19 protein-coding genes are annotated in these 23844 nt (G+C 69.5%); 13 read left to right on the top strand and 6 right to left on the bottom strand.

All coding sequences use genetic code 11. From position 1 onward, the window contains the following. Positions 1–56: 56 nt before the first annotated feature. From addB to trxA, 5 genes are all read left to right on the top strand, one after another. Positions 57–3017, top strand: a complete 2961-nt coding sequence (gene addB / locus M5E06_RS13040; RefSeq protein WP_252138464.1) for a double-strand break repair protein AddB — start codon at positions 57–59, stop codon at positions 3015–3017. A 187-nt stretch (positions 3018–3204) separates the two neighbouring features. After that, positions 3205–3534, top strand: coding sequence for a BrnT family toxin (locus M5E06_RS13035; RefSeq protein ID WP_252138463.1), 330 nt, complete (start codon positions 3205–3207; stop codon positions 3532–3534). Further along, a complete protein-coding gene (locus M5E06_RS13030) occupies positions 3521–3781 on the top strand; it encodes a BrnA antitoxin family protein (protein ID WP_252138462.1) in 261 nt (86 codons plus the stop codon). Before M5E06_RS13035 ends, M5E06_RS13030 begins: the two co-directional genes overlap by 14 nt. 97 nt (positions 3782–3878) lie before the next feature. Further along, positions 3879–7403, top strand: coding sequence for a double-strand break repair helicase AddA (gene addA, locus M5E06_RS13025; RefSeq protein WP_252138461.1), 3525 nt, complete (start codon positions 3879–3881; stop codon positions 7401–7403). 149 nt (positions 7404–7552) lie between these two features. Further along, positions 7553–7876, top strand: coding sequence for a thioredoxin TrxA (gene trxA, locus M5E06_RS13020; RefSeq protein WP_252138460.1), 324 nt, complete (start codon positions 7553–7555; stop codon positions 7874–7876). 85 nt (positions 7877–7961) lie between these two features. On the opposite strand, the gene M5E06_RS13015 is transcribed toward trxA, so the two are convergent. Both M5E06_RS13015 and M5E06_RS13010 read right to left on the bottom strand, forming a co-directional pair. Continuing rightward, positions 7962–8822, bottom strand: a complete 861-nt coding sequence (locus tag M5E06_RS13015) for an alpha/beta fold hydrolase (protein WP_252138459.1) — start codon at positions 8820–8822, stop codon at positions 7962–7964. Between the two features lie 189 nt (positions 8823–9011). Further along, on the bottom strand, positions 9012–9854 hold the full coding sequence (locus tag M5E06_RS13010) for a tetratricopeptide repeat protein (protein ID WP_252138458.1): 843 nt from the start codon (positions 9852–9854) through the stop codon (positions 9012–9014). A gap of 107 nt (positions 9855–9961) precedes the next feature. On the opposite strand from M5E06_RS13010, the gene M5E06_RS13005 reads away from it, so the two are divergent. The 5 genes from M5E06_RS13005 to gyrB all read left to right on the top strand — a co-directional run bounded on the left by M5E06_RS13005 (position 9962) and on the right by gyrB (position 17848). Next, the gene (locus tag M5E06_RS13005) at positions 9962–10837 is read left to right on the top strand and encodes an SDR family oxidoreductase (RefSeq protein ID WP_252138457.1); all 876 of its coding nucleotides are present in this window, start codon (positions 9962–9964) and stop codon (positions 10835–10837) included. Positions 10838–11006: 169 nt separating this feature from the next. Further along, complete coding sequence (locus tag M5E06_RS13000; protein WP_252138456.1) at positions 11007–12737, top strand: hypothetical protein; 1731 nt, start codon at positions 11007–11009, stop codon at positions 12735–12737. A gap of 157 nt (positions 12738–12894) precedes the next feature. Then, positions 12895–14025: a DNA polymerase III subunit beta gene (dnaN, locus tag M5E06_RS12995; protein ID WP_109073268.1), complete on the top strand. Its 1131-nt coding sequence runs from the start codon at positions 12895–12897 to the stop codon at positions 14023–14025. Positions 14026–14089: 64 nt separating this feature from the next. After that, positions 14090–15274, top strand: a complete 1185-nt coding sequence (gene recF, locus M5E06_RS12990) for a DNA replication/repair protein RecF (protein ID WP_252138549.1) — start codon at positions 14090–14092, stop codon at positions 15272–15274. A gap of 90 nt (positions 15275–15364) precedes the next feature. After that, the gene (gyrB, locus tag M5E06_RS12985) at positions 15365–17848 is read left to right on the top strand and encodes a DNA topoisomerase (ATP-hydrolyzing) subunit B (protein ID WP_109152687.1); all 2484 of its coding nucleotides are present in this window, start codon (positions 15365–15367) and stop codon (positions 17846–17848) included. A 95-nt stretch (positions 17849–17943) separates the two neighbouring features. Here gyrB and M5E06_RS12980 read toward each other — a convergent pair whose 3' ends face one another. The 4 genes from M5E06_RS12980 to M5E06_RS12965 all read right to left on the bottom strand — a co-directional run bounded on the left by M5E06_RS12980 (position 17944) and on the right by M5E06_RS12965 (position 20698). Beyond that, entirely contained in the window at positions 17944–18411 is a 468-nt protein-coding gene (locus M5E06_RS12980; RefSeq protein WP_252138455.1) for a c-type cytochrome, read from the bottom strand. Between the two features lie 8 nt (positions 18412–18419). Beyond that, positions 18420–19388, bottom strand: coding sequence for a zinc metalloprotease HtpX (locus M5E06_RS12975; RefSeq protein WP_252138454.1), 969 nt, complete (start codon positions 19386–19388; stop codon positions 18420–18422). 90 nt (positions 19389–19478) lie between these two features. Then, entirely contained in the window at positions 19479–20195 is a 717-nt protein-coding gene (locus M5E06_RS12970) for a Spy/CpxP family protein refolding chaperone (RefSeq protein WP_252138453.1), read from the bottom strand. A gap of 143 nt (positions 20196–20338) precedes the next feature. Next, the gene (locus M5E06_RS12965; RefSeq protein ID WP_252138452.1) at positions 20339–20698 is read right to left on the bottom strand and encodes a hypothetical protein; all 360 of its coding nucleotides are present in this window, start codon (positions 20696–20698) and stop codon (positions 20339–20341) included. 329 nt (positions 20699–21027) lie between these two features. On the opposite strand from M5E06_RS12965, the gene M5E06_RS12960 reads away from it, so the two are divergent. The 3 genes from M5E06_RS12960 to M5E06_RS12950 all read left to right on the top strand — a co-directional run bounded on the left by M5E06_RS12960 (position 21028) and on the right by M5E06_RS12950 (position 23833). Beyond that, a complete protein-coding gene (locus M5E06_RS12960; protein ID WP_252138451.1) occupies positions 21028–21378 on the top strand; it encodes a hypothetical protein in 351 nt (116 codons plus the stop codon). A 102-nt stretch (positions 21379–21480) separates the two neighbouring features. After that, complete coding sequence (locus M5E06_RS12955; protein ID WP_252138450.1) at positions 21481–22122, top strand: cupredoxin domain-containing protein; 642 nt, start codon at positions 21481–21483, stop codon at positions 22120–22122. Positions 22123–22141: 19 nt separating this feature from the next. Continuing rightward, the gene (locus M5E06_RS12950; RefSeq protein WP_252138449.1) at positions 22142–23833 is read left to right on the top strand and encodes a cbb3-type cytochrome c oxidase subunit I; all 1692 of its coding nucleotides are present in this window, start codon (positions 22142–22144) and stop codon (positions 23831–23833) included. Positions 23834–23844 lie beyond the last annotated feature (11 nt).

Below are 23844 nucleotides of genomic sequence, written 5' to 3'. Positions count from 1 at the left end.
TGGGCCGAGCTATACTCAACGGAAAGTAGCCCGCTCTTGGAAATGATCGCAGGACCATGACCCACCCCAAAGTCTACAGCATCCCCGCGGGCGCGCCCTTCGTCGACATGCTGGCGGCGGGGATCATGGAGCGGGTGGGCGGCGACCCGATGGCGCTGGCCGGGGTCACCGTGCTGCTGCCGACGCGGCGCGCCTGCCGGGCGCTGCAGGCGGCCTTCCTGCGGCGGTCGGGCGGGCAGCCGACGCTGCTGCCGCGAATGGCGCCGCTGGGCGAACTCGACGCCGGCGACCTCAGCCTGACCGAGGAGGAGCTGCCCGACGTCCCGCTCGACCTGCCGGAAGCCATCTCGCCCCTGAATCGGCAGATGACGCTGGCGCGGCTGATCCTGGCAAGCCCGCTGCCGGCAACCACGGCGCAGGCGGTGCGTCTCGGAGCAGATTTGGGACGGCTAATTGATGCGGTATGGACAGAACGTATCGATTTCGAGCGGCTCCATAACCTCGTTCCCGATGATTACGCAGAGCACTGGCAGAAGACCTTAGAATTTCTTAACATCATCGTTACTAACTGGCCTGCCATCCTCGAGTCGACCGGAGAAGCCGACCCGGCCAAGCGCCGGAACCTGACGCTGGAGACGCAGGCCGCTCTCTGGCAGGCAGCCCCGCCGCCAGGCATGGTGATCGCCGCCGGCTCCACCGGCTCCATCGTCGCCGCGTCCGACCTGCTATCTGTCATCGCCCGGCTGCCGCACGGGGCGGTGGTGCTGCCCGGCCTCGACACTGGGACCGAGGAAGAGATCTGGCAAGCGATTGAGCAGGATGAATCTCATCCACAGCACGGGCTATCGCAACTGATCCGTCATCTCAGCGTAGAACGACAAGAGGTTCAGCCCTGGACCGATGCGACCGAGCCGCGCGGCGCCCGCGCCCGCCTGATCGCCGAGGCGATGCGCCCGGCGGCGACCACCGAAGGCTGGCGCGAGCTGTCGGGCGTGGATGCCTCGGCGCTGGACGGGCTGACCCGCATCGACGCCGCCACCTCGGAGGAAGAGGCGCAGGTCATCGCGCTGCTGATGCGCCATGCGCTGGAAACGCCGACCAAGACCGCCGCCCTCATCACCCCCGACCGCAACCTGGGCCGCCGGGTCGCCATGGCGCTGGCGCGCTGGGGCATTTTGGTCAACGACTCCGGCGGTCAGCCGCTCGCCCACACCGCGGTCGGCACCTATCTGCGGCTGACGGCGGAGCTGGTGGCGAGCCGCGTCCATCCGCTGGCCCTGCTGGCGCTGGCCAAGCACCCGATGGCGGCGGGCGGCCGCGACTCAGGAGATTTCCGCGCTGCCGCCCGCGCGCTGGAGCGCGTCGTGCTGCGCGGCCCCCGCCCGGCCGAGGGGTTCGACGGCGTGCTGGCGGCGCTGGAGCAGGCCGACCGCTTCGACCATGAGGAGCAGCAGGAGTTCCTGCGCACATGGCTGGTCGACATCGGCCAGCGCGCCGCCCCCTTCCTTGAGGCGCTGACCACCGAGACGCCGCTGGCCGACCTCGTGCGCGCCCATGTCGCCTTCTGCGAATCGCTGGCCGCCGACGACGCGCTGACCGGGGCGGAGCGGCTGTGGCGCCAGGATGACGGCGAGGAGGCGGCGCGCTTCGTCCACGACCTGCTGGATGCGGCGGAGGGCTTCCCGGCGATCCCGGCCAAGGATTACCCGGCGCTGCTCGACGCGCTGATGAGCGCGCGGGCGGTGCGCCCCCGCTATGGCCTGCACCCGCGCCTGTTCATCCTGGGTCCGATGGAGGCGCGCCTCCAACATCTCGACCTGACCATCCTGGGTGGGCTGAACGAGGGCACCTGGCCACCGGCCGCCTCCGCCGATCCGTGGATGTCGCGGCCGATGCGGCGCGATTTCGGCCTGCCCAGCCCGGAACGGCTGGTCGGCATGTCGGCCCACGACTTCGCCCACGCCTGCGGCGCGCCGGAGGTGGTGCTGACCCGCGCCGCGCGGGTGGAGGGCACGCCGACGGTGCCGTCGCGCTGGCTCCTGCGGCTGGAAACCGTGCTGAAGGCGCTGGGTCTGGACGGCGTGATCGAGGAGCGCGGCGCCTGCTGGCTCGATTGGGCGCGCGGGCTGGACGAGCCGGACCGTGTGCAGCCGGTGGCGGCGCCGGAACCGCGCCCGCCGCTGGCCGCCCGGCCGCGTAAGCTGTCGGTGACGGAGATCGAGACCTGGATGCGCGATCCCTACGCCATCTATGCCCGCCACGCCCTGCGGCTGCGGGCGCTCGACCCCATCGCCGCCGATCCCGGCGCGTCCGACCGCGGCCAGATCATCCACGACACGCTCGACGCCTTCGTCCGCGAGTATCCCGGCCCGCTGCCGCATGACGCGCTCGACCGGCTGATCGCGCTGGGGCGGGATCGCTTCGGCCCGCTACTGCGCAGCCATCCCGACGTCTGGGCCTTCTGGTGGCCGCGTTTCGAGCGGGTCGCCGGCTGGTTTGTCGATCTGGAGCGCGAGCGCCGTCCCCGCATCCGCCCGCTGGCGACCGAGGTGCCGGGCCGGCTGGAGCTGTCCGGCCCCGGCGGCCCCTTCACCCTGACCGCCAAGGCCGACCGCATCGACCGCGGCCCCGACGGGCTGGTGGTGATCGACTACAAGACCGGCACCCCGCCGAGCGCGCGCGAGATCGAGCTGGGCTTCGCCCCGCAGCTGCCGCTGGAGGCCGCCATCGCGGCGGCCGGCGGGTTCAGCGGGGTGGATAAGGGCGCTGTGGCCGAACTGACCTTCTGGCGCCTGTCCGGCGGCGACCCGGCCGGCGAGGAGAAGCCGGTGAAGGGCGACCCGGCAATATTGGGTGAAGAAGCGCGGGCCGGCCTGGAGGCGCTGATCGCGCAGTTCGACGACCCGAACACCCCCTACCGCTCGCGTCCACGGCCGGCTATGGCGCCGCGCTACACCGACTACGCCCATCTGGCCCGCGTCCAGGAATGGTCGTCGGGCGGCGGGGAGGGAGAGTAAATCTTTCTGAAATCAACCCGAAGGTTGTGTCGACTTTTCCAATTCCATACACTTGTACATAGCTGTTCAATTTCCGGCAGCGTAGCGACCGGACGGGCTGAAGAACGGGGCAAGGCATCTCATGATCGACCGTGACGGCGTCGGCAAGATTGCCGCAACCAGATTTTTCGTACCCCCATAAAATCTCTTGCTGCCGGAATTTTACGGGGGTACGATAATTCTCCTGAAAATTACTTTCGATCCCGCCAAGCGTGACCGGACCCTGAGCGAACGGGGCCTCGACTTCGCCGACGCGATAGAAGTCTTCGCCGGCAGAACGATCGATATTCCGGACGAGCGGTTCGACTATGGCGAGACCCGCATCATATCGGTCGGGCATCTGCGAGAGCGGATGGTGATCGTGATCTGGACGCAGGTGGAAGACGCTCGCCGCATCATTTCGATGAGGAAGGCCAATGACCGGGAGCAAACGCGCTTTGGGCAGCGACTCTGTGAAGAGCGATTTGGCGAAGGTTGACGAACACGTCATCCAGCCCGAGGAATACGACGAAATCCCAGAGATCACGGACGAGATGTTCGCACGCGGCACGGTGATGGACGGCGGCAAGCCGGCCCGCCGCGGTCGCCCGCCGGCCGAAGCACCCAAGGAAGCGATCAAGCTTCGACTGGATGCCGACGTGCTGAAGCATTTCCGGGAATCCGGGCCGGGATGGCAGACGCGCATCAACGCCGCGCTGCGCCAAGCGGCCGGTCTGTCGAATTGACGGTTAGCCCGATCCGCTCTCCTGATCTTTGGCCCTTGCCCCAGCGGTCACAATTGGACCAGCATCCGGCCCTGCCCCGGCACCGGAAGCTCCGCCTATGACCATGACCGACCTGCCCCCCCGTACCCTGCCGCTCGATCCCAACGTGGCACAGCGGCGGGCGTCCGATCCGACGGCATCGGTCTGGGTCGGCGCCTCGGCCGGGTCGGGCAAGACCAAGGTGCTGACCGACCGGGTGCTGCGGCTGATGCTGTCCGGCACGCCGCCGGCGCGCATCCTCTGCCTGACCTTCACCAAGGCCGCCGCGGCGGAAATGGCGATCCGCATCAACCGGACACTCGGCTTGTGGGCGACCCTGCCCGACGAGTCGCTGGAGGACCGGCTGGCCGACCTCTGCGGCGAGCGGCCGTCGATGGAGGCGCGGCTGAACGCGCGGCGGCTGTTCGCCCAGGTGGTGGACTGCCCCGGCGGCATGAAGATCCAGACCATCCACGCCTTCTGCCAGTCGCTGCTGCGCCGTTTCCCGCTGGAAGCCGAACTCGCGCCGCATTTCGACGTCATGGACGACCGCACCGCCGACGGGCTGCTGACCGAGGCACGCGACGCCGTGCTGCATGCCGGCCGCACCGAACCGGACAGCCCGCTCGGCCGCGCCATGGGCCGGCTGACCGGCGACCTGAACGCCGAGGATTTCGCCGGGCTGCTGGCGGAGCTGGCCAGCCAGCGCGGTCAGGTGGAACGGCTGCTCAAGGACTTCCATGGGCTGGACGGGCTGATCGACGCCATCCACGACAGGCTTGGGGTGCCGCCGGGCGTGACCGAGGAGTCGATCCTGACCCACGCCTGCCACGACGAGCAATGCGACCCGCCGGCCCTGCGCGAGGCCTGCCGGGCGCTGTCGGGCGGTAGCGCCGGCGACCAGGAGCGCGGCATCGCCATCCAGCACTGGCTGGACGCCGCCGACCGCCGGGTCCGCGCCTTCGAGGCCTACAAGCGCCTATTCCTGACGGCCGAGGGCAGCCCGCGCAAAACCCTCATCACCAAGAAGCCGGCCACCGCCTATCCGCAGGCGCTCTTGTCCCTGCAAAAGGAGGCGGAAAGGCTGGTGGAGATCGCGGAGCGGGTGAAGGCCGCCGGGGTCGCCGCCTCGACCACCGCGCTGCTGACGCTGGCGCAGGCGATGCTGGACGCCTACCGCGAGCGCAAGGCGGCGCGCGCCCTGCTGGATTACGACGACCTGATCCTGGCGGCCAACCGGCTGCTGAGCGGCGGCGACGGCAAGGCGCCGCGGGTGCCGTGGGTGCTGTACAAGCTGGACGGCGGCCTGGACCATATCCTGATCGACGAGGCGCAGGACACCAACCCCGACCAGTGGTCCATCGTCGCGTCGCTGGCCGGCGAGTTCTTCGCCGAGCTGGAGGCCGCCGCCCCCGACGGCAAGATCCGCACCGTCTTCGCGGTGGGTGACGAGAAGCAGTCGATCTTCAGCTTCCAGCGCGCCGATCCGGCCGAATTCGCCCGCATGCGCCGCCATTTCCAGGACAAGGCCGAGTCGGCCGAGCGGCTGTGGGCGGGGGTGGACCTCGACATCTCCTTCCGTTCGACCTCGGCGGTGCTGGAGACGGTGGATGCCGTCTTCGCCATCGACCGCGCCCGCGACGGCGTGGCGTCCGATGCCAGCCCGGTCATCCGCCACCGCGCCTTCCGCCGCGGGCAGGCCGGTCTGGTCGAGCTGTGGCCGCCGGTGAAGCCGGCCGAGGCCATCGAGACGCCGGCCTGGGCGCCGCCGGTGGCGCGCGAATCCGCCGACTCGCCGTCGGCCCGCCTGGCCTCGGTCATCGCGGCGACGGTGCATCGCTGGATCGACAGCGGCGAGACGCTGGAGGCCAAGGGCCGGCCGGTTCAGCCCGGCGACGTCATGGTGCTGGTCCGCCGCCGCACCGCCTTCGTCACCGAACTGGTGCGCGCGCTGAAGGACCGCGGCGTGCCGGTGGCCGGCGTCGACCGCATGGTGCTGACCGAACAGCTGGCGGTGATGGATCTGGTGGCGTTGGCCGATTTCCTGCTGCTGCCCGACGATGACCTGACGCTCGCCACCGTGCTGAAGGGGCCGCTGATCGGGCTGACGGAAGAGGAGCTGTTCCGCGTCGCCCATGGCCGGCGCGGCACGCTGTGGCGCTCGCTGGTGGCGCTGGCGGAGACGGAACCCGAGTTCCGCCCGGCCCGGCGCTATCTGGGCGATCTGCTGGCCCGCACCGACTTCTCGGCCCCCTACGAGCTGTTCGCCGGGCTGCTGAACCGGCCCTGCCCGGCCGACGGGCGGTCGGGACGGCGCGCGATCCTGAAGCGGCTCGGTCCCGACGCCCAGGACCCGTTGGAGGAGTTCCTGGCCGTCTGCCTCGCCTTCGAGAAGACGGAACCGCCCTCCCTGCAGAATTTCCTCGCCTGGCTGGCGGCCAGCGACGCGGAGATCAAGCGCGAGTTGGAACAGGGCGGCGGCACCGTGCGGATCATGACCGTCCACGGCTCCAAGGGGTTGCAGGCGCCGATCGTCTTCCTGCCCGACACGCTGGGCAGCCCGACCCAGAGCCCGCCGATCCTGTGGCCGGACGACGACTGCCCGGTCCCGCTGTTCGCCGCCCGCCGGTCCCAGGAGGATGCGCTGTGCGCCGAGGCGCGGGCGCGGGCCAACCGGCGGCGCGACCAGGAATACCGCCGGCTGCTCTATGTCGCGCTGACGCGGGCGGAGGACCGGCTCTACATCTGCGGCCACCAGGGCAAGCGCGAGCCGTCCGACGATTGCTGGTACCGGCTGGTCGAGGAGGCGATGCGCGAGAACGGCGTGCCGCACGGCTTCGACTTCACCGGCCTCTGTCCCGACGGCTGGACCGGCGACGGCTGGCGGCTGGTCGGCCCCCAGACCGCCGTGGTGCCGCGCCATGTCGAGACGGAAGAAAGCGCGTCCGCCGAGCCGCCGCCGCCCTGGATCGCCGAACCGGCGCCGGGCGAGCCGGAGCCGTCACGCCCCCTGACTCCGTCCCGGCCGGACGGCGAGGAGCCGGCGGTGCGCTCGCCCTTGGGCAACGATGACGGCCAGCGCTTCCGCCGCGGCCTGCTGGTGCACCGGCTGTTGCAGACGCTGCCCAATCTGGCCGAGGACGCGCGGGAGGCCGCCTGCCGCCGCTTCCTCGCCCGCCCGGCGCACAAGCTGACGCCGGAGCAGCAGGACGCCATCGCGCGCGAGACGCTGGCGGTGCTGAGCCATGCGGAGTTCGCGCATCTGTTCGGCCCGGACTCGCGGGCGGAGGTGCCCTTGGTCGGCGTGGTGGCGCTGGGCGACGGCAGCCGGGCGTTGGCCGGCCGCATCGACCGGCTGGCGCTGACCGGCGATACGGTGTGGATCGTCGACTACAAGACCAACCGGCCGCCGCCACGGGATCTGGAAGACGTGCCAATGGTTTACCGGCGCCAGATGGCGGCCTACCGCGAAGCGTTGCGCGCCGTTTACCCAGGCCGCCGGGTGCGTTGCGTGCTGTTGTGGACCGACGGCCCCTACACCATGGAGTTGCCGCCCTCGGTGCTGGACGCGGCGGCGGCCGGACTGGCACCAAGGGTGGGATGAGGAGCAGCCGGCGGCTCACCCGAAAGATGGGGTGACTTGACCGGCCGGGCGCCTCCGCCCTACATTTTGCTCAATTCCACTGACGGGGCGATGGCCGCCGGCCTTCCACAACCGGTCCGCGGCGCTTCCGAATCCAGGCAAGAGGTCACATGAGCACCACCATCAAGGTTACCGACGACAGCTTCGAGCAGGACGTCCTGAAGGCCACCGGCCCGGTCCTGGTCGATTTCTGGGCGGAATGGTGCGGCCCCTGCAAGATGATCGCCCCGGCGCTCGACGAGCTGGCCGGCGAGTATGACGGCAAGGTCACCGTCGCCAAGCTGAACATCGACGAGAACCCGGACACCCCGACCAAGTACGGCGTGCGCGGCATCCCGACGCTGATGCTGTTCAAGGGCGGCAGCGTCACCGCCACCAAGATCGGCGCCCTGCCCAAGGGTGCGCTGTTCCAGTGGGTCGACTCGGCGCTGTAAGCGGCCCAACCGGTCCGGATACAGGTCCAGTTCAAGGAAAAGCCCCGCCCGCGGTCGCCGCGGCGGGGCTTTTTCGTTTGTCCGGTCAGGTGCCGAGGAATTCCAGAAGCTCCCGCGCCAGCTCTTCGGGCGCCTCCTCCGCCATGTGGTGGCCGCAATCCAGGCCGCGCCCGCGCAGGTCCGGCGCCCAGGGCCGCCAGACCGCCAGAACGTCGCCGTAAAGCTCCTCCAGATCGTCCCGCAGCGACCATAAGGCCAGCACCGGACAGCTCAGCCGCCGGCCGGCCGCGCGATCGGCCGCATCGTGGTCGCGGTCGATGCCCAGCCCGGCGCGGTAATCCTCCAGCATGCCATGCACGGTGGCCGGATCGTGGATGGCCGCGCGGAAATCACGGTAGGCCTCCTCCCCCATCGCCTCCGCCGAGCCGCCGTACCAGGCGTCGGGATCGGCCAGGATGGCGCGCTCCGGCTTGTCCGGCTGGGCGAAGAAGAACCAGTGCCACCATGCCCGGGCGAAGCGGGCATCGCACCGCTCCAGGGCTTCCAGGATCGGCACGCCGTCGAGCAGGGCGAGACGGGTGACGGCGGCGGGATGGTCCATTGCCAGACGGAAGGCGGTGTAGGAGCCACGATCGTGGCCGACCACGGCGAAGCGCTCGAAACCGAGGTGCCGCATCAGGGCGAGGCAATCCAGCGCCTTGGCCCGTTTGGCGGAGTTGGCATGGTCGGGCCGGTCCGCCGGCTTCGATGACCGGCCGAACCCCCGCAGGTCGGGGCAGACCACGCGGTGGGATGCCGCCAGCAGCGGCGCCACCCGGTGCCAGGTCGCATGGGTGCGCGGATGGCCGTGGAGCAGCAGGACCGGGCTGCCCTGCCCGCCATGACGGACCCGCAGGGTCGCGTCCGGCAGCTCGATGGTCTCCAGCGTGAATCCTTCGAACATCATGCCCTCCCCGGCTGTGCCTGGGAGAACCGCGGCATGGGCGGCGGGGTTCCTCCCGCGGGCAAAGTCGGACGGCGGGAGCCGGACGGCAAAACAGGCCGCCGGAAGGACTCCGGCGGCCCGTGTCTGCATCGGATAAGCCTTGAGGCCACCCGTCGTTCAGCGGACGCCCCTTACCAGGGAGACCTCCTATCAGGGAGACTTTGGCTTCGCCGTATCCTTACCTGCGTCCTTGCCTTTGCCCCCGGCAAGCTCCGCCGTGCGGGCGAGATTGTCGGCGGCGGCGCGGCCCCATTCGCTGTCGGGGGAGACGCGGCGGGTCAGCGACCAGTCGTCGCGGGCCGCCGGCAGGTTGCCGCCCAGCGCCTTGACGTTGCCGCGCAGCAGGATCGCCTCCGGATCGCCGGGTTTCAGCTCCAGCGCATGGTCGATGTCGGCCAGCGCCTGCCGGTAGTTGGACAGCGCCTTATTGGCGGTCGCGCGGTAGAGATAGGCGTCCGCCCGGCGGGGATCGCGGGCCAGCGCGGCGTCGAGGTCGGTGATGGCATCCCAGAAGCGTTCACCCTCGGCGCGGGCGAAGGCGCGGTCGATCAGCAGGTCGATGTCGCCGGGCGTCTTGTCGAGCGCCGCGCTGTAGAGCCGTTCCGCCCGCCCCTGGTCGCCGGCGCGCAGCCACGCCCAGCCGGCCCGGCCGAGCAGCGAGGCGGCGGCCCTGGGGTCGTCCTTGCCCAGCGTCGGCACCAGCGCCTCCATCTGGGTTCCGGCCGCCTTGAACTCGCCGGCATGGAACTGCGCCAGCGCGTAGCACAGCTTGGCGAAGTCGCCGCCGCCCTGCTCCTGCCAGCGCTTGGCGTCGGCCTTGGCGCCGTCGGGATTGGCCTCCGCCTTGGCGGCGCAGGCCTGGAGTTCGCGGTTGCGGTCAAGGCCGGAGGATGGCCCGGAGGAGCCCGCCTGCGCGGCCGGCGAGGGCGCCGGCAGGACGGCGAGAAGCCCCAAGGCGAGGGCGGCGGAAAGGTAAAGATTGCGTCGGGTCATGGTGCCTTTACACTCCGCCATCGCCGGGCAGGGTGCAAGCCCCCCACACCAATTCGGTGGCCGAGCCCGGCGTTACACCGTTTCCCGCCCCAACCGGAACGCCCGCGATGACCGATCCCCGCCTGTTCGTCTTCGGCCCCGGCTATACCGCCCGCGTCTTCGCCGACCGGCTGCGCGCCGAGGGATGGCGCATCGCCGCCACCTGCCGCAGCGAGGAAAAGAAAGCGGAGTTGGAGGCCCACGGCATCGAGGCCTTTCTGTTCGACCGCGGCCGGCCGCTGGCCGACGCCAAGGCGGCGCTGGCCGGCACAACCCATCTGCTGGTCAGCATCCCGCCCGACGGCAAGGGCGACCCGGTGCTGGACCAGCATGCCCGCGATCTGGCCGACCTGCGCACGCTGGACTGGGCCGGCTACCTGTCCACCACCGGCGTCTATGGCGACACCGGCGGCGAGTGGGTCAGCGAAGTGTCCTGGCTGAAGCCGACCGGCGAGCGGCAGAAGCGGCGGGTGGAGGCCGAGCGGGGCTGGCTGAACCTCTACCGCCAGTATGGCGTGCCGATGCATCTGTTCCGGCTGGCCGGAATCTACGGCCCCGGCCGCAGCGCCATCGATTCCGTGCGCGACGGCATCGCCAAGCGGGTGGACAAGCCGGGTCAGGTCTTCTGCCGTATTCATGTCGACGACATCGCCAACACGCTGCGCGCGTCGATGGCGCGGCCGACGCTGGGCGCCATCTACAATGTGGCCGACGACCTGCCCAGCCCGTCGCACGAGGTGGTGGAATATGCCTGCCGCCTGCTGGGGGTGGAGCCGCCGCCGCTGGTGCCCTTCGATCAGGCGGAAATGTCGCCGATGGCCGCCAGCTTCTACGCCGATTGCCGCCGGGTGAAGAACGACCGCATCAAGCGCCAGCTTGGCGTCACCCTGACCTATCCCGACTACCGCGCCGGGTTGGAGGCGCAGTTGGCGGCCGGGCTTTAGTCGAAGACTCGGGGAAAAGGTAAACCTGAGATTACAAAGCAATTGCCCGTCATATTCCGATAATCATAAAATCCGGCCGAAGACACGCATGGAAATAGCAAAGGTTATTTAATAATCTCCCGGGATCATGAGCGTCCAGGCGACGACGATCCTGCGAGGTGTTGGGCGCATGAGCAGCACGCCGACGGTCACGACCTCCCTCCCCTCCGCCGGTCTTCCGGCGGCCAAGGACATGGCGGCCAGGGACATGATGGATGCCACCGCCTTCCGCCGCCAGATGGACGAGGTCGTCGCCCGCATCCCCATGCACGCCATCCGATCCGTGCTGGACGCGGTGGAAGGGGCGCCCAGCCCGAACGGCGAGCGGGCGCGGCATCTGCGCGACGCGCTGGTCGACCATTTCAACCGGCTGCGGCCGATGAAGGCACGGCGGCTGTTCACCAGCCTGTTCGAACCCTTCCTGGTCGACGACCCGATCCTCTACCGCTCGCCGGAGTCGGTGCCGGCGCTGATCCAGCGGGTGGACATGGGCGGCATCTGGGCGGCGCTGACCCGTTATGCCTTTCCGGGCCTTGCGGCGGAGGTGCAGAGCCGGCTGGACGCGATGGCGCGCGAGGCAATGTTGGACGCCGTGCTGGCCAGCCCCGACGCGATGGTGATGCGCGAACTGATGCGGAAAGAGGCGCTGGACTTCCTCTACACCATGGTCGGCGACCGCAAGCTGACCGACCGCTTCCTGGCGCTGGCGAACGAGGAGGCGCACCATGACGCCCGGCTGCGCACCCAGTATCTCGGCCGCAAGGCGCCGATCGACAGCGACCTGCTGGGCTTCGTCCGCGCCCTGCTGGAGCACAACGAGGTGCTGGTGCCGCTGACCGAGCGGATGCGCCGCGACATTGAGGACATGCAGGGCGCCGGCGATCCCCGGTCCGCCGAGGTCGATTGCCAGTCGGCGCTGATGGTCGGCTTCGTCCGCCGGGTGCGCGATCTCGGGCTGCCCTTCCGCGACCAGTCGCAGGTGCTGGCCTGGTTCGCCCCGCTCTACGGGCTGAACGTCAAGCGGCGTTACGACGTGTTCCTGCGCCATGTCCGCGAGCATGGTGGCCCGGCAGTGCGCGAGTCGCACCCGCTTTTGCGCGCCCTGCTCTGCCACTTCAACGCCGCCTGCACCACCATCCGCGAGGTGGTGGACGGCATGTTCGGCGATATGGACATCCAGGACGGCGGCGTGCTGTCGGCCCCCGCCCCGACCCGCGCCCTGCTGCACGAGGCGGTGGAGCGCTTCGACCGGGCGCTGACGGCGCTGTCCGGCACGGGCTTCCTCGCCAGCCGCTCCACCGGCCCTGCGCTGCGGGCGGAGCTGGCGGCGGTCAGCCGCGAGTTGACCGGCACGGTGATGCCGGCGCTGGCCGCGCGGCTGCAGGCGGCGATGAACGCCCGCCATGCCCCGGTGCCCGACCATGAGGACATCGTCTGGCTGCTGGAGCTGGTCTGGCGCTGGGGCCGCTATCTCGGCAATGCCGGCTACGCCAACCCGGAGCTGAAGTCGCTGCGCCTCTATGCGGTGGAGACCGGCCGCCTCGCCTTCATCCAGGCGATGAAGGCCGAACCGCAGGAGAAGCCGGCCCACCGCATGGCGCACATGCTGCGCATCCGCCGGCTGATGGCAGCGATGGGCGAGACGGTGGACGGCTGGATCAGCCCGGTCAGCCAGGGCTTGCACCGGGTCGTCTTCCGCTATCTGGAGGATGTCGAGAAGATCGCCGACGACGAATGGGCGGTGATCGACGCCTTCGTCGCCAGCGTCCGCAGCGAGCTGAGCCGGTCGCGCAACTGGCAGAGCGCGGATTTCGTCGACATTCTGCGGCTGCATGAGGGGAGGCGGCGGGGGGAGGGGTGAGCCCCCTCGACCGATGGCCTTGGCCACAACAATTTGGTTCGACGCAACCATCGATGTGGTATGATGCGCGCCCGCTCGGGGCGGGACGGCCGGACAACGGCCCGCAACCCCGGTGGTTCCGCTTTTCAGTCACTCCTCCCGCCGAGACGACGCCAGCATGAACATCACCATCGAACGCGCCGCCCTTCTCCGTTCCCTGGGTCACGTGCAGAGTGTGGTCGAGCGGCGGAACACCATTCCGATCCTGTCCAACGTCCTGCTGCGCGCTGGCGACGGCGAACTGTCGCTGGCCGCCACCGACATGGATCTGGAGATCGTGGAAACCGTCCCGGCGACGGTCGGGCGCCCCGGCGGCACCACCGCCCCGGCCCACACCCTGTTCGACATCGTCCGCAAGCTGCCCGACGGCAGCCAAGTGGAGCTGGACATCGGCGGCGACGGCACCATCCTGACGCTGCGCGCCGGCCGCTCGCAGTTCAAGCTGTCCTGCCTGCCGGTGGAGGATTTCCCGCAGCTGTCCAGCGGCGAGCTGAAGCACAATTTCTCGGTCGCCGCCGCCGACCTGCGCGGGCTGATCGACCGCACCCGCTTCGCGATCTCCACCGAGGAGACGCGCTATTACCTGAACGGCATCTACCTGCACGCCGCCAAGAGCAAGATGGGCAGCCTGGAGACGCCGGTGCTGCGCGCCGTCGCCACCGACGGCCACCGGCTGGCGCGGGTCGAGATGCCGCTGCCGGACGGGGCCGAGGGCATTCCCGGCGTCATCATTCCGCGCAAGACCGTCACCGAGATCCGCAAGCTGGTGGACGAGGCCGCCGACCGCATCGAGCTGTCGCTGTCCGACAACAAGATCCGCTTCGGCTTCGACAGCGTCGTCGTCACCTCCAAGCTGATCGACGGCACCTTCCCCGACTATGAGCGGGTGATCCCGGTCGGCAACGACAAGGTGATGGAGGTGGACGCCAAGCTGTTCGCCGCCGCCGTCGACCGCGTCGCCACCATCTCCACCGAGAAGAGCCGGGCGGTGAAGCTGTCGCTCGTCCGCGGCGCGCTGACCCTGTCGGCCACCAGCCCGGAATCGGGCAGCGCCACCGAGGAGCTGGAGGTCAATTACGCCGAGTCCCCGCTGGAAATCGGCTTCAACTCTCGCTATCTGCTGGACATCACGCAGCAGATCGAGGGCGAGGGCGCCCAGTTCACGCTGGCCGACGCCGCGTCGCCGACCATCATCCGCGACGTCGCCGACTCCACCGCGCTCTATGTCCTGATGCCGATGCGTGTGTGATGGGGCTGCGGGGATCGTCCCCGCCCCAGGCGGAACGGACCAGTTGCAGCACACGGCAGTTTCGATGAGCGGCGGCACCCCGGTGTCCGCCCCAACCCAGGCTTTGGCCCCCGCTTTGGCGGTGCGGCGGATGACGCTGACGCGCTTCCGTGGCTATGACTCCGCGCGGCTGGAGCCGGACCGCCGGCCCGTCGCCCTGATCGGCCCGAACGGGGCCGGCAAGACCAATTTGCTGGAGGCCGTCAGCTTCCTCGCCCCCGGCCGCGGCATCCGCGGCGCCCGGCTGGCCGAGGTGGAGCGGCTGGGATCGCCCCCCGGCGCCGGCTGGGCGGTGGCGGCGATGCTCGACACCCCGATGGGTCCGGTGGAGATCGGCACCGGCCGCGAGCCCCATGACGGCAATCGAACCTCCGACCGCGACCGCCGGCTGGTCCGCATCGACGGCCATCCGGCCAAGGGCCAGACCGCGCTGGCCGACCATGTCGCCATGGTCTGGCTGACCCCGCAGATGGACCGCCTGTTCCTCGAAGGATCGAGCGGACGGCGCCGCTTCCTCGACCGGCTGGTCTTCGGCTTCGACCCCGCCCATGCCGGGCGGCTGTCGCGCTACGAGCATGCGCTGCGCGAGCGCGCCCGGTTGCTGCGCGACGGCCGCTTCGACGAGGGCTGGCTCGGCGCGCTGGAGGACCAGATGGCAACCACCGGCATCGCCGTCGCCGCGGCGCGGCGCGAGGTGGTGCAGCGGCTGCGCGCCGCCTGCGCCCGCTCCGTCGGTCCCTTTCCCGGCGCCGACCTTGCCGTCGCCGGCACGGTGGAGCGCTGGCTGGACGAAGGCCCGGCGCTGGCGGCGGAGGATGCGCTGCGCGACAGCTTGCGCATCGGCCGCCGCGCCGATGCCGACGGCGGCGGCGCCACGGTGGGACCGCACAAGAGCGACCTCGCCGTCCGCCATGCGCCCAAGGACATGCCGGCGGGGCTGTGCTCCACCGGTGAGCAGAAGGCCCTGCTGATCGCCATCGTGCTGGCCAATGCCCGGCTGCTGGCGGCCGAACGCGGCGCAGCACCCATCCTTCTGCTGGACGAGGTGGCCGCCCATCTCGACCCCGAGCGCCGCGCCGCGCTGTTCGGCGAAATCCTGGCATTGGGCGCCCAGGCCTGGATGACCGGCACCGACGAGGGGGTTTTCGACCCGCTTGGCGAGGATGCCCGCCGGTTCCGCATCGAAGACGCCCATATCCGTCCCGGATAGGGGTGGAAATTCGGGCCAAGACCCAAAAAAAAGGCGTCTTCACCCACGCTAAACCGCCGTATCCGCAACCGAATCTGTTATAGTCGACGCATGGCACAGGAAGCACTGAAGAACGACCTCCCGCAGTCGGAGCCCCAGCAGGCGGACTATGGGGCGGAATCGATCACCGTTCTGCGCGGGCTTGATGCCGTGCGCAAACGCCCCGGCATGTACATCGGCGACACCGACGACGGGTCCGGCCTGCACCACATGGTGTACGAGGTGGTCGACAACGCCATCGACGAGGCGTTGGCCGGCTATTGCGACAAGGTCGAGGTCGTGCTGAACGCCGACGGATCGGTCACGGTGCGCGACAACGGCCGCGGCATCCCGACCGACATCCATTCGGAGGAAGGCGTCTCGGCGGCCGAGGTCGTGATGACCCAGCTCCATGCCGGCGGCAAGTTCAACCAGAACAGCTACAAGGTCTCCGGCGGCCTGCACGGCGTCGGCGTCTCGGTGGTGAACGCCCTGTCCGAGACGCTGGATCTGCGCATCTGGCGCGGCGGCCGGACCTGGAGCATGCGCTTCCGCCACGGCAACGCCGAGGCGCCGCTGGCCGATGTCGGCGAGGCGCCGATGGTGCCGGAGAAGGGCAAGCCGCTGTCGGGCACCGAAGTCACCTTCATGCCCTCGGCCGAAACCTTCACCAACATCGAGTTCGATTTCGCCACGCTGGAACACCGGCTGCGCGAACTGGCCTTCCTCAACTCCGGCGTCCGCCTGGTGCTGACCGACGCGCGCGGGGTGGAGCCGAAGGTGCAGAACCTGCATTACGAAGGCGGCCTCGAGGCTTTCGTGAGTTGGCTCGACCGGTCCAAGACGGCGCTGCACAAGCCGGCGATCACGCTGAAGAACGAGCGCCCGACCGAGCATGGCGGCGTGGTGACGGTGGAATGCGCGCTGCAGTGGAACGACAGCTACCACGAGACGACGCTCTGCTTCACCAACAACATCCCGCAGAAGGACGGCGGCACCCACCTCGCCGGCTTCCGCGCGGCGCTGACCCGTGCCATCAACAACTACGCGGCCGAGTCCGGCATCGCCAAGAAGGAGAAGGTCGCCCTGTCGGGCGACGACGCCCGTGAAGGCCTGACCTGCGTCCTGTCGGTGAAGGTTCCGGATCCGAAATTCTCCAGCCAGACCAAGGACAAGCTGGTCTCGTCGGAAGTCCGCCCCGTCGTCGAGGCGGTGGTGGGCGAGGCGCTGGCCCAGTATTTCGAGGAGCATCCGGCCGACGCCCGCCGCGTCGTCCAGAAGGTGGTCGAGGCCGCCGCCGCCCGCGAGGCCGCCCGCAAGGCGCGCGAGATGACGCGCAAGAGCTCGCTCAGCATGTCGTCGCTGCCGGGCAAGCTGGCCGACTGCCAGGAGCGCGATCCGGCGCTGTCTGAACTGTTCATCGTCGAGGGCGATTCGGCCGGCGGTTCGGCCAAGCAGGGCCGCTCGCGCCAGTCCCAGGCCATCCTGCCCTTGCGCGGCAAGATCCTGAACGTGGAGCGGGCGCGGCTGGACAAGATGCTGTCGTCGGCGGAGATCGGCACGCTGATCGCGGCGCTGGGCACCGGCATCAGCGACGAGTTCAACGCCGACAAGGCGCGCTACCATAAGATCATCATCATGACCGACGCGGACGTGGACGGCAGCCACATCCGCACCCTGCTGCTGACCTTCTTCTTCCGGCAGATGCCCGACCTGATCGAGCGTGGCTATCTCTACATCGCCCAGCCGCCGCTCTACCGCATCAAGCGCGGCAACGCCAAGGAACGCTACCTGAAGGACGACCGGGCGCTCGAAGAGTATCTGGTCGAGGCGGCGCTGGGCGACCTGTCGGTCCGGCTGTCGGACGGCTCTCTGCTGATCGGCGAACAGCTGTCCGGTCTGGTCGATCAGGCCCGCACCGCGCGGCCGGCGATCGACACACTGTCGCGCAAGGTCGGCAACGCCATGGTGGTGGAGCAGGCGGCGGTCGCCGGCACCCTGTCCGCCGCGCTGGCCGACGACAAGGCGGCGGCGGAGGCGGCGGCCAAGGCGGTGGCGGAGCGGATGAACGCGCTGGACGCCGACGGCGGCTGGCGCGGCGAGGCGCTGCCCCAGGGCGGCTATGCGGTGATCCGCGCCCGGCGCGGCGTCACCCACCGCCACCTGTTCGACACCGACCTGCTGAAGAGCGGCGAGGCCCGCCGTCTCGACGGGCTGGCCGCCGACCTGAAGCGGGTGTTCGGCACCGCCGGCCAAGCCTTCGAGAAGCAGAAGGAAACCCGCGCCCTGACCGGCCCCGTCGCCCTGTTCGACACGGTGATGGAGCTGGGCCGCCGCGGCATGACCATCCAGCGCTACAAGGGCCTGGGCGAGATGAACCCGGACCAGCTGTGGGAAACCACGCTGGACCCGACCAAGCGCTCGCTGCTGCAGGTCCGCGTCAGCCACGCCGATCAGGCCGAGGAGGTCTTTTCCACCCTGATGGGCGACGTCGTCGAACCGCGCCGCGAGTTCATCCAGGACAACGCGCTGAAGGTGTCGAACCTGGACGTGTGATGCGGGTGGTGTGGTCGGTTCGCTCTCCGTAACCGGGGAGCAGGAAGAGGGCGGGGCCGCAAAGGCTCCGCCCGTTCTGTTTGCGCTGCCTCGTCTCAGTTCTTCGACCGCTCGCTCATGGCGGCGTGGCGGCGGCGGATGTCTTCCGGCCAGGAGCTTTTGATGAAGGCGAGAACCGCCCAGATGTCGGCGTCGCTCAGCTTGCCGCCGAACGCAGGCATGTCGCTGCTGTAGCCGGGCGGGGCGAAGGCCGCGATGCCCTGCTTGGTGATCTTGAAGAGATCCGCGTCCGGGTGGTGCCACGTATGGCCGGACGCGTCGTGAGGCGGCGCGGGCAGACGGCCGTCGGCCTTGCGGCTCTGCCAGTTCGTCTGGCCTTCGAGCCGGGACCCGTGGCACGTCGCGCACTGGTCGGCATACACCACCTTCCCGCGGGCGACCTGCACGGCATCCGCCGGATCGGCGCTCGCCTTCGGGCCGACGAGCATGATCGCGCCGGCCACCGCGACCACGGCGGCCACGGCAAAGCCTATGCCGATCGCCGCCGTTCTGGAAAAACGCATGGTGAACCTCAATGCCAGAGACCGGATGCGCGCCAGCGGGGTCGATGGCCCGGCCGCGCCCAATGGGTGGGGAGCCCGACCATGCGGGCTTCGGAGGTGGGGGACGCCTCGTCGGCCTGCTGAAGCGAGAGCAGGCGCCCGATGCGTTCCTCGATTTCGGGATGGGTGCGCAGCACGGACGGATGCGGATTGCGCCGTCCTGGCCAGAGAATACGCTCCCAGAAGCCGGGATCGTATCGCTGGAGCTTCGCCAAGGCAAATGCCAGCCCCTCCGGGTCGCCGGTCAAGGCGGCGGCATCCAGATCGGCGTCGAACTCCCGAGTGCGCGAGAGCCGCAGCTGAATGAGCGTGTTGATGGGGGGTGCCGCCCAAAGAAGCACGATCAGCGGCCAGTTGACCGTGCCGTGCCGCTCCATCGTCTGCGGCAGGCTCAGGAGCAGAAGGACGGCCCCGGTCGTCGCCATGGCGCTGGTGACCCGGCTGATGATGTCGGCCAAACCCATGGTCCAGAGATCGTGGTTGCGGACATGGCTGATCTCGTGGGCCAGGATCCCCGTCAGTTCGCGCAGGCTCATCGTTCGCAGCAACCCGTCGGTCAGGACGATGGCGCTGCCGCGCGAGGAGCCGACCGTGAAGGCGTTCGGCACCGGAGTCGCCAGATAATGCAACTCGGGAACGCTGGGCAGCCCGGCGCGCCGGGCCAGCAGCCGGGTGGCCTGCTGGACCTCGGGAAGGTCGTAAGGGCCGAGGCGCCGGGCTCCGTAGAGCCGCAGGATCGTCCGCGGCGAAACGGTCGGGCTGAACGCCACCGTCGCACCGATGAGGATGGCTGACCAGACGACGCCGAACCATCCGGAGAGCAGCCAGCCGATCGCCGCCACGAGCAGACCCAGGCTGCCCACCAGCAGGATGGATTGCCCCAGGTTCCGGAGCTTGTGGCGGCGGCGCTGCCGTTCATCGAGACGGGCCATCGGCATGGTGCTCGATCCCTGCGTTGACCATGACGACCGTAACGGCTTCCGGGTCCCCGCCCCAACCGCGGCGGCAGGCCCGTGCCGGGTGCCTCCTCACATCATTCCCATCGGGCTGGCGAACAGCCGATCGGCGGCCTTCTTCTGGTCGTCGGTCAGCACGGCATAGAGCGGCTTGGCGGCGGCCTCAATGGCCTTCATGGCGTCGAGCCGGGTCTCCAGGACCTTCTGCCGGACGGCCAGCCGGTCCGGCCACGCGGACGGCATGCCGCCCTTGGTCATCTGCTCGTGCATGGCCTGATGGGCCTTGGCGTTCGACCGCAGGGTGTCGGCGAAGGCGTTCCACTGCGGCGCCTGGGCGTCGGTGATCCCAAGCTCCGCCTTCAGGAAGGCGATGCGGCCCTCGACATGCTCGAACGGCAGGCCCATGGCGCCCATAGCGTTCATGCCACCCTGCTGTCCCATCATCATCTGGCGCATCATGGGCATCATCTGCTCCATCATGCCCGGCCCCATCATGCCTGCACCCATCATGTTGGATTGGCCGCTCTGCTGCCCCATCATGCCGCCCATCATCGGGCGCATCTGGTCCATGTTCATCATCATGCCGGGCATCGCGGGTTGGCCGCCCTGGGACGGCTGGGCAGGCGTCGGGACCGGAGCGGGCTGGGCCTGGGTGGTCGTGGCGCCGGCGGGGTGGTGGGCCTGGTGATCCTGGCCTTGGTCGGGAGTGGCGGCGGTCTGGGCCTGGGCAGCCGACATCATGGCGACGAGCGCAAAGGCCGGAAGCATCTTGCGGGTGAATGACGACATGGCGTCCTCCTGATCATCTGGTTCGAGCCATCCCGGCCGGACTCCACGTGGGAGCGCCGGGGACAAAAAGGCCGAGCGCACGAGTTCCGTCGGCGTCCTTCGCCGAGCCGAAGCTCAGGTTGGACGCGGACAGACTCGTGGCGTCAGAGGATCAGAGAGGGGGGACGCAGTGCGGGGTCGCTGCCGATGCCTTCGGGCGTGGCCAGGGCAGGCAGATGGTCCGCCCGGTCGATGACCGGAATGAAGGCTGCGACGGCATCGACAGGGAGGGCGCAGTGCATGGTCGCGCACTGGGTGACGCTACAGCAGGCATCGTCACCGCGCACACCAAGGTGCTTGCAGAGATCCTGCATATGCTCATGATCTGCCACCGCGGCGACACCATCGCCGTGCGTGTCGACCAGCGCATCCTCATGAGGCGCCGGGGAGTGCTGGTGAGGCGGCAGACTGGCGTGGCCCGGCGCGGCATAGACGACCAGCGTGGCCAGCATCAGCAGGCTCACCACCGCCCTCCTCACCGTCGACCAATCCCCACGCCACATGGCGATTGCCTTCCTTGCCCGAGGCCGGACGGCATCTGCGCGCCCACCGGCCCCTCCTACAACCGTAAGACCATTCCCTGGTCCCTGCAACGGCACGTTCGTCTCGACGACCGGCCGCGTCAGGCGAACATCGACCCTCCAGCGGTGGGAGGGTCACTATCAAAAGCGCTCGATGGCAACGCCGGTCGATCGGCGGCGTCGGTTGACGGACATCAATGGCCGTTCCCACAGATGCGACTATGGTTGTGCCGGCCCGGACTGGATCCGGGTCGTTCGAAGCAATGGTTGGCATGAAGCGGTTGGGCCACATCTTCGCCATTCTGGCGTTCGCCTTCGCGCTCCTGATGGGCGCGGTGGGCGGAGCCGTGGCGCATGTGGGGGCAAATGTGGACATGCCGGCCGGCTCGATGGGTCATCACGGCTCTCATCACACCCCGTCCCCTTCGTCACCATCACAGAGCCACCACAAGGCCGCTCTCGCCGTCGCGGCGACCTGCTGCCCGGCGGCCGAGGCTCCGGCCCGGCACAGCGTCGCCATCCCTGTGACCATGGTCGAAGCATCCTGGCACCCGCGGGCCGGCTTCGTCCCGAACGCCCGGGACATCACACCGGACACGCCCCCTCCGAAGACCAGCCTCTGATCGGCCGCGCGCTCTGACGCCTGCGTCGGACGCCCGGCCATGCGCCGCCTGACCGGCGGCGTGCGCGAGCGATTCCGACCACGCGATCAGAGGACTCTCATCATGTCCGAGAGGCATTTCACGACCCGCCGCGGCTTCATCGCCGCGCTGGGTTTCGGCGCCGTCTCCCTGTACGGCGCCTGGGCAGCCTATGGCGCCGCCCCGCTTCCCTTCGGCGGACACACTGGACACAAGGACGCCGCTCCGGAAGCCGGCGCCCACGGCCATGGCGGCCACGGCGCGGCCGAGGGCATGGCGCCCGAGGAGTTCCGCTTCGGGCACGACGTCTTCGTCCGGAAATACGCGCAGAAGGACGGAAGCGTGAACCCGCACGCCGATGCGGACGCCCATGGCGGCGACGCACACGGCGGCCATGGTCATGCCGATATCGGCCACGACCACGGTGCGGAGATGGCGTCCGTCGAGCCGGTCGACGTCTACCTGATGGCGCAGAAATTCGCCTACAGCCCGGACGTCCTCCGGCTCAAGGCAGGTGTGCCGTACCAGTTCCGCATGATGGCGGACGACATCACGCATGGTGCGTCGATCCAGTTGGGGGCTGCCAGCCGCATCATCCGCCTGCGGCCGAACGTCGTGACCGAGCAGACGATCACCTTCACCAAGCCGGGCGAGTACCTCGTCTACTGCACCGTCTATTGCGGCCAGGCGCATGACGCCATGCACGGCCGCATCATCGTCGGCTGACCCGGGGAGGACTCACAGCATGGATACCCTCTCGACCTCCGTCGCCCCGGCCAGCACGGCCTCGCGCCTGACCGCGCGCGTCGCCTCCCTGCCGTCGGCCGACAAGGCCCTTCTCACGTTGCTGTTCGGTGCCGCCCTGCTGGCGCTCGTGCTGGGGCTGGTTGGCGGCTTCGCGACCGCGCTCGCCCGAGCCGGGGCGCTCACCTTTTTTCCGGATGACGCCTACCGCATCCTGACCCTGCACGGCGTGTCCGTGTTCTTCTACTGGCTCTACCTGATCCAGGCGGCCCTGCTGCTGGTGCTGGCGGCGGCCGAGAACGGCCGGGGCCTCGCCCTTCGCCCCCTCGCCTGGGTCGGTGCCGCCCTGATGCTGGCCGGCTTCGGCGTCAGCGAGTGGATCTCGGCCACCGGCACGCCGCTGCTCTATGACGGCAGCCCGGAACTGGCCGCGGACGATCCACGCTCCGTCGGGGTCTTCGCGCTCGGCTACCTGCTGCTCTCGGCAGGTCTGGTGGCGTCCGCCATCAGCGGCATCGCGACCGTGCTCCAGCCCCGGCTGCGCGGCGAGGCGGACGCCTTCACCTCCATCGGCTTCGCCCTGTTTGCCTGGGCCGGCTTCCTGGTCGTCAGCGCGATCGCCGCGACCAACGCCTTCCTGCCCGGCGTGTTGTGGGCGCTCGGCGCGGGACCGTTCCCGGCCGACCACGGCACCGAATGGCACATCCTGTTCCACAACCTGCACTATCTGCCGCTGATGGCGACCGTGCTGGTGTGGTACGTGCTGAGCGAGCAGCTGACCGGGGTGAAATCCATCCACGGCGCGCGCCTGTCGAAGATCGTCTTCGCAGCCTATCTGGTGTTCGTACCGCCGACCAGCCTCTACCACATGTTCCTGGAGCCGACCCTGTCGGAGAGCGTCCGGGTCGTCGGCTCGCTGCTGTCGCTGTTCGTCTCGGTGCCGACCCTGGCGGCCTTCGCCATCATCGTCTCCTCGCTGGAAGCCAGCGCCCGCGCGCGCGGCGCCACCGGCTTCTTCGGCTGGATGCGGGGGCTGCCCTGGCGCAACCCGGCGATGGCCAACATGGGCTGGGCGGTGGTGAACATGATGCTGGGCATCACCTTCGCCTTCGTCCTGATCCAGGAGAAGCTGGCGCCGATGCTGTCGGACACCTTCTTCGTGCCCGGCTATTTCCATTTCTTCGCCGTCGGCGTGCTGACCCAGACCTTCCTGGCCGCGCTGATGATGATCCTGCCGGCACTCGGCGGAGGCAGCCTGTGGCGCCCGGAGCTGCTGCGGCGCATGCCGGCTTTCGTGACCGTCGGCCTGCTGATCTTTGGCGGGGCCGGCATCACCGCCGGCTTCATGGGCGTGCCGCGCCGGGTCTTCGACCTCAGTTACGGCGGCATGGCCCCGGCGGCATGGCCGGTGCTGATGGCCCTGGTCGGCGTCGGCGCCACAATCTTCGCCATCGCCATCTCGGTCAGCGTTTACGGCGTCGTCCGCACGCTGCTGTCGCTGCGCCCGTCGATCGAGCAGGCGCCGGTGGTCGATTGGCGGACCGGATCGCACGGGATCGGCGCGGTGCCGGCGTGGACCGGGCCGCTGTCGGTCGCGGCGCTGGTCGCCGCCATGTACGTCTTCACCATCGTCGCGTTCCAGCTGATCCAGTCGCTGCCGATCATCGCCATCGGCGGCGGGCACGGCCATTGAGCGCGGGAGAG

It is taken from the genome of Azospirillum sp. A1-3 (assembly GCF_023806445.1).
Lineage (GTDB): Bacteria > Pseudomonadota > Alphaproteobacteria > Azospirillales > Azospirillaceae > Azospirillum.
Note: the sequence above shows the minus strand (reverse complement) of the source record. Positions and strands in the feature narration are given on the sequence as shown.

What these genes read in the sequence shown, in the direction of transcription:
- addB (WP_252138464.1), top strand. Translation starts at nt 57, where the DNA reads ATGACCCACCCCAAAGTCTACAGCATCCCCGCGGGCGCGCCCTTCGTC.
- addA (WP_252138461.1), top strand. Translation starts at nt 3,879, where the DNA reads ATGACCATGACCGACCTGCCCCCCCGTACCCTGCCGCTCGATCCCAAC.
- trxA (WP_252138460.1), top strand. Translation starts at nt 7,553, where the DNA reads ATGAGCACCACCATCAAGGTTACCGACGACAGCTTCGAGCAGGACGTC.
- M5E06_RS13015 (WP_252138459.1), bottom strand. Translation starts at nt 8,822, where the DNA reads ATGATGTTCGAAGGATTCACGCTGGAGACCATCGAGCTGCCGGACGCG.
- M5E06_RS13010 (WP_252138458.1), bottom strand. Translation starts at nt 9,854, where the DNA reads ATGACCCGACGCAATCTTTACCTTTCCGCCGCCCTCGCCTTGGGGCTT.
- M5E06_RS13005 (WP_252138457.1), top strand. Translation starts at nt 9,962, where the DNA reads ATGACCGATCCCCGCCTGTTCGTCTTCGGCCCCGGCTATACCGCCCGC.
- M5E06_RS13000 (WP_252138456.1), top strand. Translation starts at nt 11,007, where the DNA reads ATGAGCAGCACGCCGACGGTCACGACCTCCCTCCCCTCCGCCGGTCTT.
- dnaN (WP_109073268.1), top strand. Translation starts at nt 12,895, where the DNA reads ATGAACATCACCATCGAACGCGCCGCCCTTCTCCGTTCCCTGGGTCAC.
- recF (WP_252138549.1), top strand. Translation starts at nt 14,090, where the DNA reads ATGAGCGGCGGCACCCCGGTGTCCGCCCCAACCCAGGCTTTGGCCCCC.
- gyrB (WP_109152687.1), top strand. Translation starts at nt 15,365, where the DNA reads ATGGCACAGGAAGCACTGAAGAACGACCTCCCGCAGTCGGAGCCCCAG.
- M5E06_RS12980 (WP_252138455.1), bottom strand. Translation starts at nt 18,411, where the DNA reads ATGCGTTTTTCCAGAACGGCGGCGATCGGCATAGGCTTTGCCGTGGCC.
- M5E06_RS12975 (WP_252138454.1), bottom strand. Translation starts at nt 19,388, where the DNA reads ATGCCGATGGCCCGTCTCGATGAACGGCAGCGCCGCCGCCACAAGCTC.
- M5E06_RS12970 (WP_252138453.1), bottom strand. Translation starts at nt 20,195, where the DNA reads ATGTCGTCATTCACCCGCAAGATGCTTCCGGCCTTTGCGCTCGTCGCC.
- M5E06_RS12960 (WP_252138451.1), top strand. Translation starts at nt 21,028, where the DNA reads ATGAAGCGGTTGGGCCACATCTTCGCCATTCTGGCGTTCGCCTTCGCG.
- M5E06_RS12955 (WP_252138450.1), top strand. Translation starts at nt 21,481, where the DNA reads ATGTCCGAGAGGCATTTCACGACCCGCCGCGGCTTCATCGCCGCGCTG.
- M5E06_RS12950 (WP_252138449.1), top strand. Translation starts at nt 22,142, where the DNA reads ATGGATACCCTCTCGACCTCCGTCGCCCCGGCCAGCACGGCCTCGCGC.